At 42.3% G+C, this 10,293-nt stretch carries 5 protein-coding genes; 1 reads left to right on the top strand and 4 read right to left on the bottom strand.

What is annotated here, in order from left to right:
• The 3 genes from V7K15_RS13835 to bchH all read right to left on the bottom strand — a co-directional run.
• Positions 1-1,938, bottom strand: a 1,938-nt coding sequence (locus V7K15_RS13835; protein ID WP_334906068.1) for a HEAT repeat domain-containing protein, incomplete at its 3' end; no start/stop codon positions are given.
• A gap of 371 nt (positions 1,939-2,309) precedes the next feature.
• A complete protein-coding gene (locus V7K15_RS13830; protein ID WP_334906067.1) occupies positions 2,310-2,750 on the bottom strand; it encodes a hypothetical protein in 441 nt (146 codons plus the stop codon).
• Between the two features lie 531 nt (positions 2,751-3,281).
• Positions 3,282-7,007 carry a magnesium chelatase subunit H gene (gene bchH, locus V7K15_RS13825; protein ID WP_334906066.1) on the bottom strand — a complete coding sequence of 1,242 codons (3,726 nt, stop codon included), beginning with the start codon at positions 7,005-7,007 and terminating at the stop codon, positions 3,282-3,284.
• 568 nt (positions 7,008-7,575) lie between these two features.
• Here bchH and V7K15_RS13820 point away from each other — a divergent pair.
• A complete protein-coding gene (locus tag V7K15_RS13820) occupies positions 7,576-8,517 on the top strand; it encodes an N-acetylmuramoyl-L-alanine amidase (RefSeq protein ID WP_334906065.1) in 942 nt (313 codons plus the stop codon).
• Between the two features lie 381 nt (positions 8,518-8,898).
• Here V7K15_RS13820 and cas6 read toward each other — a convergent pair whose 3' ends face one another.
• The gene (gene cas6, locus V7K15_RS13815; RefSeq protein ID WP_334906064.1) at positions 8,899-10,044 is read right to left on the bottom strand and encodes a CRISPR-associated endoribonuclease Cas6; all 1,146 of its coding nucleotides are present in this window, start codon (positions 10,042-10,044) and stop codon (positions 8,899-8,901) included.
• Between the last annotated feature and the right edge of the window lie 249 nt (positions 10,045-10,293).

Genomic DNA, 10,293 nt, shown 5'->3' with positions numbered 1-10,293 from the left:
AGCTTTAATTAAGGTAGATATCGCTTCTTGGTTGCCGATTTTTCCTAACGCCTCTGCGGCTCTCCAACGAACATCGGAATCTTCATGCCGCAAAGCTTTAATTAAGGCAGATACCGCTTCTTGGTTGCCGATTTTTCCTAACGCCTCTGCGGCAGTCCAACGAATAACAGGATCTTGATGCTGCAAAGCTTTAATTAAGGCAGATACCACTTCTTGGTTGCTAATTTTTCCTAACGCATCTGTGGCAGTCCAACGAACAACGGAATCTTGATGCTGCAAAGCTTTAATTAAGGCAGATACCGCTTCTTGGTTGCTAATTTTTCCTAATGCCTCTGCGGCTCTCAAACGAACATCGGAATCTTGATGCTGCAAAGGTTTAATTAAGGTAGATACCGCTTCTTGGTTGGCGATTTTTCCTAACGCCTCTGCGGCACTACTACGAACAGAGGAATCTTTATTTTGCAACGAATTACTTAAAAAAGTAACGGCATCTTCAGAGTGAGTGATACCCAAAAACTCAACTTTAAGTAAATTATGAATGTCTAACTTTAAAATTAAATCGACTGTTTCTTTCTGATACTCCCGCTTTACTTCTCCTGCCAACCTTGCGCCTAACTCCAAATCTACATCTAAGGCTAACTTCACCACTCGTAAAGCCTGCTTTTTATCATCCAACAACCCCAACATGAACGATACGGGTTCTGTCCACTTCAAATAATTTAGATAATCCCGTTTCAGCTTCTCATCACCAATCTTGTCAAGCTGTGAGAGTAGAAATTCTCCAGCGTAGTATTCTTGAATCAACTGGTGGCGAAATTCAATCTGGTCATCTGTTCGCAATTGAATTAAGTGATACTTGAGCAAATCTTCTAGCCAGCGTCTTGCACAATCATCACTAAAAGCTACTTTCTTTTGTAAAAATGTCCCTAAAACATTCCTAGCTTGCTGTTTAGAAATAGTTAATCGTAACTCTGTAGAATTGTCGCCTTGCATCATCACAAATGCTAGATGCTGCAATAAATCAGATTGCCAGTTACGTAACCTTTCATCAATTGGTACATTTTCCTTGAGTTTGTGATACTCTCCAGAGAACCAACGAAATAGCTCACCTAAACTAGTAGGAATTTGTTTAGCATCATTGAATACTTCACACAGCATCCACAATAACAGCGGCGTTTCCCCCAATTCCCGCAAGCGTCCAGCCAACTGTCGCAGCATTTCATCACCCACCTCTGGCGAATAGGCGCGGACAAACTGCTGCATCTGCGCTTCTGTGAGGGGTTGCATTTCCAATTTTTTTTCAATACCCAAATCACCCCCCACCCCCAAATACCGCGTAGTAAAAATCATCGGCGTGACTTGGCGGTATTTGTGCCGAAATCCGTCTAAATCTCGTCTAGCTTCATCGTTGGGTAATTCATTCAAACCGTCTACAAGTAACAAAAATTGCCCTGTAAACAGTAGATTTTCAATCTCTATCCTTTTGAGGTTTAAATTATAGCGAGTCAAAAAGTCCCGAATTAAATCCAGCACCGAAGTTGTGTAGCGCCTTAACTCCACTAGCACGGGAATTTTCTGATTTGGTTCTCTTTGTTTCCCCTTTTGAGCTTCTTCCCACAACAAACGCTCTAAAGCTGTAGATTTCCCTGAACCCGGTTTTCCTACTAGCAATACATTGCTGGTTGCATACTTCCGTAACCCTTCGAGGATATTCAACCGTTCAATTTTTTTTCTGTCTGGTGCTTCAGCTTCTCGTTGCTGTGGTACTGTTTGCACCATCAAACTGAAATCTAAGCCTCTGCGCGATTTTTTGGGTTCAAGTCTTTGACGGTCTATGGCATCAGTTGGCGTGTATAAACCTTGCCATTCTCTATATGTGTCATCCTCGGTGAGAGATTCTAGATACGTATGAAAATCTATGCTGTGGTCTGCAACCATAGTAGTAAATTGACCGAGGACTTTTAAGCGCTCTTTTATATACTACACAATAAAACGCTCAATTCTTTCTATGATGCCCGTCCTACAATAGTAAAATTGATATCCCGCAAGGAACTTCAGTTCCTTGCTAATAGCAAAAGTCATCTGAAGATGACTAAATATACTCAAAAATCTTGAGTCTACTTTAGTAGACTTTAGCTGTTAGCCTGGCAATTAATTCCCAGGCGGGTGAGGAAGCTAACAGATAAGATGTAGGTTGGGTTGAGCTTTAGCGTTACCCAACATTGATCGGAGTGTTGGGTTTCGTTCCTCAATCCAAACTACAAATTTTGTTGCAACAATTTAGTCTTAACACGCCACTACGTATTTTTTCAACTCACGATCGCACCCGATACCCCATTCATAGATTCATTTGCAGAAGAAAGCTTAACAGAATCGGCTGCTAAAGAATTGGTGGGTTTGGAATTTCCTAGTACGCTTTGCTTCTTCTTGGCATTACCTCGTCGCGCACCACCCGCCATCTCGTATTCTTGGCTGTTTTTACCGTAACGGCTGCCAACTCCTAGTAACATTTTTTCTGACATCGTCATTACAGCCTTTTCTGCATTATTCAGGTCATTTGTGAGTTTGTCAATGGTAGATAATGTAGTGTTGTAGGCAGCAAGCTTAGACCGGAGATCGTTAATTGTCATGGTGTAAGCTTGTATAGTCAATCCTTGGCCAAAGTCAAGTTCTACACTGATAGATTGTAAACTTTCAATCCGGCGATCGGCTCGTTCTAAAACGCTGGAATTTCTTTTACGACGTGCCATAATGCATCTCTGCTACTTGGTTATTAGTACTGTTTTATACCAAAAGTCTTCTGATTGTCATGGGAAAATATAGCAAATCAGTTGTGATCGCATCTCTAAAAGTTTAGTTAATTTCACTTAGACTATATTTTATTTTAGGTAGTCAATAAGTTAGTTACAACAATTGCTGCAATGATTTAAGCGTTTATTATATATGGAATAGCATTTGTTGCAAAGTATTAAACATTTGTGGCAACGGCTTATACATTTGCAAGAAAAACTTAAGCATTTCTTATATATAGAATAGCATTTGTTGCAAAGTATTAAACGTTTGCGGCAACGGCTTATACATTTGCAAGAAAAACTTAAGCATTTCTTATATATAGAATAGCATTTGTTGCAAAGTATTAAGTATTTGCGGCAACGGCTTATACATTTGCAAGAAAAGCTTAAGCGTTTCTTATAAATAAAGTAATATTAGCTGCAAAGGTTTAAATTTTCACAGTCTCAAGCGTAGGAGCGCTTGATTTTAAGTTTTAACGCATCTACTTTCTAAACCGTCACCCCCTCCAACTCTTCATCTGTTAACTCATACAACTGGCGCAATTTATCTAACTTATCACTATCAGCTTCCCAGAAACCGCGTCCATGCGCCTCTAACATTCTGCCTAAAATATTGCGAAAAGCTTCAGGATTTGCCTTACGTAATTTATCCGCCATCTCTGCATCTAACGCATAAGTATCAGCCGCTTGGTCATAAACCCAATCATCAGTAAAATCGGCAGTACCACCCCAACCAATCAACGCCGTCATTCGTTGGGAAATTTCAAAGGCACCACCAGAACCTTGATTTGCCATTGCTTGCGCCCATTTGGGATTTACCAACTTAGTGCGGTACTCCATCCGCAGCAAATCATCTAAATTGCGGGGTGTAGTATCTTTCGAGAAACTTTCCACAAAACTGGTTGTAACCTTCTTACCGCCTTGTTTTTCTGCTGCCCTTTTCAAACCGCCGGTATTGGCGTAATATTCTTGAATATCAGTTAAACCATATTCTACCGAATCGATTTCTTGAACAATGCGATCGCTAGTTTTTAACAACGTGTTCAACACTTCCGGTCTAGCTTGACCTTTATCTTCTCTCCCGTAGCTAAACACATTGCGACTTTGCCAAGTATTGCCTAACTCCTCGCCAGATTCCCAATTACCATCCACAACTCGATCATTCACCAAAGAACCAAAATCACCCGCCGGATTAGAAAACAATCTCGCCGATGCATTTTCCACACCTTGGGCTTTCAAAGCTAAAGCGTGTCTTCTAATAAAATTCTGATCTTCCGGTTCATCAGCATTAGCCGCCCGTTGGAATAAATCATCCAACAATTCGATGATATTTACAAAACTATCCCGGAAAATCCCAGACAAATTACCCAATATATCAATGCGAGGATGTCCAACATCCACCAACGGCTTCAATTCATAACGAACAATTCTGCCAGTTCCTTCCTTAACAGGTTCAGCCCCCACCAATTCCAACAGAATTCCCAGAGATTCACCCTTAGTTTTAATCGCATCCAATCCCCAAAGCATCACCGCCACCGTTTCTGGATATGTTCCATATTCATCCAAATGCTGGGCGATAATTTTTTGAGCAATTTCTCGTCCTCGTTCATACGCCGCAGGAGAAGGCATCCGATAAGGGTCTAAAGCATGAATATTCCTCCCAGTCGGTAAAACACCAGCACCATCCCGCAACAAATCCCCACCCGGCGCAGGCGGAATATATTCCCCATTCAACCCCCTTAACAAATTCGTTAACTCATCCGTAGATTGCATCAACAAATCCCTGATTACTCTTTCCTCCTCCTCTCTCTCCTCTCTGCGTTCTCCGCGCCTTGGCGGTAGCCTGCGGCAAGCCGAAGCGTCTACGTCTCCAAAATAAGCCTCCAAATACGCCGCCAACTCCTCCTCATTCGGTGCTTCCCCCAAAGTATGCAACCCAGAAGAAAACAACCGATTTTCTAAAACCTGCAAATATCCATACAACTCCACCAAATAATCATCAAAAGCATGAGTGCTAAACATCCGAACATTTTCGGGAGTAAACGCAATCCCCAACCGTTTCGCCTCTAAAAACGGACAATCTGCATCCAACCCAGAGTCCACAATTTTTTTACAAATCGCTTCCTTAAGGACATAATTCTTTTGCGGATCTTCACGATACTCCGAAATCAAATCACGCAACGCCACCAATTCCTTATATAAACCTGCACGACCATAAGGTGGTACATTATGAGAAATTAACACACCATAACCACGACGTTTTGCCAACATCGATTCCGATGGATTATTTGCTGCATATATATATAGATTAGGCAAATTTCCTAACAGAATATCCGACCAAGAATAACCCGTATTACCCAAAGGAGAACCAGGCAACCATTCCACCGTGCCATGCATTCCAAAGTGAACTATAGCATCAGCTTCAAACTCATTTTGCAGCCATTTATAATAAGCAACATATTGCGGATGGGGCGTTAAATCTCGTTCAAACATTAAACGCATGGGATCACCTTGTATGCCCAAAGGTGGTTGTACACCTATCCATACATTCCCTAATTGCACACCACCAATCTGGAATTCGTCACCATAGGTTTTAATTCCAGTTCCCGTGAGAGACTTCCATTGTTTTTCAATGCGGGAGGTTTGCAGATATCCCAGCCATTTTTCTAATGTGCGGACATTTACAGATGCCGGGATATTTTCCACATCATTTAAAGATTCATCTGCTTCTTTCACCCAGCGAATCAATTCTTCCCCATCTTCGGGTAAATCTCCGACGGTGTAACCTTGTTCTTTGAGTGCGTGGAGAAACTTCAGCAAACTACGCGGGACATTTAATAATGCAGCTGTGCCTACAGCCCCATAACCTGGAGGAAACCCATATAAAACGATCGCAATCTTGCGTTCCGAAGCAGGTTTTTGCCGCAAAGCCACCCAACTTTTCACCCTACCAATTAATCGTTGTACTCGTTCGGGAACCAGATAAATATTTTCGCCCACCAAACCACCGAGGGGAATAGTATCAATAGCCCCATCCAATTCTGGTAACGCGTACAACACGACACTTTGCAATCCGCCGACACCTTGGCGTGTCCAGGAGTAAATATCTTGAATTAATAATGGTGCAGCAACAATATAAGGTACATTCTTAGCAGTGAGGATGCGCTTTGCTACTTCCACCTGACGCCCAGCTTCCATTGAACCAGCCGGGCCACCCACCAGAGGAAAGCCAATTGTAGAAACGATCGCATTCACTTTTACTGCTTCACTAGAAAGTGAGGGAGTCTCGATATTACCTAGTTGTCGTTGCTGAATTTCATAGTCGGTTGTCATCCAATCTCGTACCGCCACATGTCCTTCTACACCGTTGATGAAAATGGGTAAAGGAGTTAACCCGGCTGATTCAAAACTGCGAATTAGTTGGGGAATGTAGGGTTGTTTGGTGATGACGTGTTTTCGGTAGAGTAATATGCCTACAACTGGGGAGACGCGATTAGGGGAGACGCCATTAGGGAAGACGCGATGAATCGCGTCTCTACAATGGGTTTTATACCATTCCAGATACTCGCGGGGCGATTCAAAAAATCCTGGATAGTCGGGATGGAGTAATCCGATGTTGGGGGTTTCGATTGGCGGGGGAATGTCGCCGACTTTTAAACCCAAATATTTTTCTCCTAGTGTCCAGAATAATGAAGCGACGTTTTCTTGGCCGCCAGCATTCCAGTAACCATAGATAATTAACCAGTTGCGTAAGTCTTGAACTTTTTGCACTGGCACGTATTTCAGTAGTTTGGGGCCGATTTTTAAGAAGCTGATGTAACCAGCGAGTTTGTCTTCTTCTCGCCCGTTGCTAAATTTGTCGAGGATGAATTTAACTGGTTTGGGCATTCCTTTGGGGTTGTCGCCAATGGCAAAGATACCCAGCTTGGTTAAACTCATCAATTCTAAGGCTGACTCAAACACTAGGCGGATGGGAATTTGGGCAATGCGATCGCGCAACCACACAACCTGATCATAATCAAATAGCAGGCTACCGAAAAATACATCCGCGTCATGAAGTGCTGCTTCTACCTCAGTGCGTTTGGTGCTAAGATCGCGATCGCTAAATACCCGAATATCCAACTCAGGACAGCGAGAGTTAGCCAAAAAAGCTGCTTTTCTATACAAGTCAGCGTTGAACGATTCAAACCCAGCAACCAAGACGATGCGTTTCATGCCTGTAAGCTACGAAATATTTCTTTACTTAAATTTTAAACTGGCTCACAGGTTGATTGTTAAATATCTACCCACAGATTTTGGTCAGTAGTTCCTTGAGTAGGGCGTAAATTCAGCTACCATCTCAATTAACCAGACAATTGATTAAACCCCTTGTTAAATGTAGGTAAACTTCCACTAAGCTTTACTAGGTACATTTGTCATGGCTTTCTACTTTTATCAAGCGTTATTATCTGAAATAATGGAGGCAATTGCTGCATTTCAATTTATTGCAAAAATTAACGGGTTATTCCCGATTTTGATAAATTATAATGGTTGTATTTTTGGTGAGAATATACCTTTAAAAATTGATAATTCATAATTGATAATTTATAATTATGTTTGAGATGAGGATTGAAACCGTTCGACTGAGCGCTCACGCCGAAGCCCCAACTCAAACTTTCCCTACTTATAAAAACAGGGGAATCAATGGCAAGAAGTACTTCAACGAATTTATTAACAAAACTTTGTCTCTATAATTGAAAGAGATTTAACCTAGTGTAAAAATAAGTAAATTGAGGATGAAATCATGAAATTTGGAATTGATAGCGGGCACAATTGTCCACCAGATACAGGAGCCAGAGGAATTAAATTTGAGGATAATTTAACTCTAGATGTAGGTAATAGAGTTATAGCCAAGTTAAGAGCTTTAGGAAATGAAGTCGTAGTATGTAAACCAAGTAGTGCTAGTACAGTACGTGAATCACTCTCAAAAAGATGTTCTACAGCTAATGCGAGTAAAGTAGATATTTACGTCTCGATTCATTTTAACTGTTTTAACGGACAAGCTAACGGCACAGAAGTATTTGCGACTAGCGATACGGGGACAAAAATCGCTAAACCTGTACTAGATGAAATCGTCAAGTTAGGATTTTTTAATCGCGGCGTTAAGAGTGGTTCCCATTTGTATGTTCTGAAAAATACAGATATGCCTGCGATTCTGGTAGAAGGTTGCTTTATCGATTCACAAAAAGATATGAATCTTTATAATCCAGAAGCAATGGCTAATGCGATCGTCAAAGGCTTAACTGGTAAAGTGCCAAGTGTTCCTGTTAAGCCCGTACCAGATGAAGAGGAGAATGTCGATACCACTATTCAGAGACTGCAAAAAGCCTTAAATAGACTCAAAATAACTGATAAGAATGGTAATGCGTTAGTGGAAGATGGCTTCACTGGAGCTAACACAAAATCTGCCGTAGAAAAATTTCAGACTATTATCGGGGTTCAGCCGACTGGAATTGCTGACGAAGCTACATGGAATGCCATAAATCTAATTTTTGCAAAACGAATTCTCAGACCAAACCATGCTGGTGGTGCAGTTGTCAGATACTTGCAATACCGTGTAGGTGTTGATAATGATGGCATCTACGGGCCGCAAACAGAGGTTGCAATTAAGAACTTTCAAAAGCAAAATGGTTTAGAAGCCGATGGGATTGTCGGGCCTACTAATTGGCAGAAATTAATTGGTTAGGCTGATGGCAGATTGCTCATCTGGATTATAAAAGTATACCGATCGCAGATGTAAATTTCTGCATCCTATAGCTATTTTAGGACTTACGCAGCAATGATTAGTCATTGCGTCGGTTTATCGAATAGCTCAAGAAAACCTCAAAGATTGCTTATCCTACGCAAAACCTGTCCCTCTCCTTAGCAAGGCTAGGGTGTACACACAAGTCCTTAAAACCTAGCTTGATGAGGTTTGACTCGTTGACTCGTTCCCATACTTCGTATGGGAATGCATTCATTGAGTCAGAGACTCAATTATGACTCAGGGGTGAGGGCAAAACTCATACAGTCAGAAGATTTTTTCTTAAGTTGACACCAATGAGCATTCCTGTGCCCCAATTTGCAATTAAGATTGATTGACATTATCCTTAAGCGCCCGCCGAGCTAACTTTACGTAAGTTTTAACAGTAGCGTAGGGCATCTCTAAATCTTGGGATATAACCTGCAATGATTCTCCCATCTCCCGGCGTGCTAGGATAGTTGCCCAAGTAGAAGCAATTTTATCAGTGCGATCGCCTCCTGTGCGTTTTCGTTGTGCGGCGAATAGCGCTGTCAATTCATCAATGCATTCTCCCAGCAGATTTGTTAGCACCTGAGTAGGTAAGCTTACCTCTGGTTCCACCCAATCTAAGCGAGTTTGTCCCAGTCCAAAAGTAGTTTTGTGTCCCGTACCGCAATAGGGAGCCAGTCGAGCCAAAGCATAAAACAACTGGGTAAACTCAGAGTTAGCCAAAGCAGCCTTACTCAAACCACAGGACATTGCCCCTGTGAACCCAGTGACCGAACCCCACTTGCCAGCAGCTACTTTCATCGATTCCAAGCGATGCTGATAGATAATTACCCCTTCATCTATCCAGTCGAGAAAAGGTTCTTGTTCGATTGGGATTCCCGAAAAGTCATTCCAGCGACGCAGATAGCTGTGAAAGAGATTAACTGGCACTGGCAGGGGAAAATGATGACCTTTGCGGCGAAAGCTGGTAGGTGAAACAAAGCTGAAGTTGACGTTAGAGGGTTTCTCTGTCGCTAAGTGTAATAGGTGCGCGTAAGTAGTGGGTGGATGGGCAATAGTCACCTGTTTTATTTGAAGGGGAGCATCTCTTAAGTCCAGGATTTCGGGCAGTTGGGCTAACCATTGCCTGATAAACTGCACCACTGTTGGAGACAAAGCATTGACGTGCCAGTGGTAAATTTGCTTGGCTTGCAGTTGTAGTTGTCTACCACTGGCGAGGAGTTGACCTGACAACGCCGAAATATTGAAGGGCTTTTCTGACTCTCCATCGTGCAGATATGCAGAAAGGTCTGGGTTGAATTGCCGTACTTGGTCAAGAAACCAAGCGTGGAGTCCAATCGTGTACTGCGAGTAGAGGGAACTGGAAGTGGTTGGCTCAAGGTCAAATACCAATCCCACCAGTTCAGTGTCATCTGCCCATGTGACAAGAGACTCTGACTCTGGCTCGATTTTGCGCCTGGTAGATGCAACTGCTCTTACCATTACTGGATGCCATCATGATGTCAAATATTGTATGCGATTTCCATCCCCTTGAGGGGAGAAAGGCGCGTTAATCTAATTATTTTTGTCCCCTGACGGTGCTTGAGTTTTGAGGGTTAGCAGAAGGGAAAGGCGATCGCAGTTTCTCCTTTACCCATAATTAAACCGCGTCTATCTTGAAACCTGTAGTTCTTCGGTGATCAAAAGGATTTGCCCTCATCCCCCAACCCCGAATCCCAGATTTGGGATTCG

The organism is Nostoc sp., from assembly GCF_036919815.1.
Taxonomy (GTDB): Bacteria; Cyanobacteriota; Cyanobacteriia; order Cyanobacteriales; family Nostocaceae; genus Nostoc.
The sequence above is the reverse complement of the archived record's forward strand: the minus strand, read 5'-3'. Positions and strand labels throughout refer to the sequence as shown.

Coding starts and splice junctions, on each gene's coding strand:
- bchH (WP_334906066.1), bottom strand. CDS start 7,007: ATGAAACGCATCGTCTTGGTTGCTGGGTTTGAATCGTTCAACGCTGAC.
- cas6 (WP_334906064.1), bottom strand. CDS start 10,044: ATGGTAAGAGCAGTTGCATCTACCAGGCGCAAAATCGAGCCAGAGTCA.
- V7K15_RS13820 (WP_334906065.1), top strand. CDS start 7,576: ATGAAATTTGGAATTGATAGCGGGCACAATTGTCCACCAGATACAGGA.
- V7K15_RS13830 (WP_334906067.1), bottom strand. CDS start 2,750: ATGGCACGTCGTAAAAGAAATTCCAGCGTTTTAGAACGAGCCGATCGC.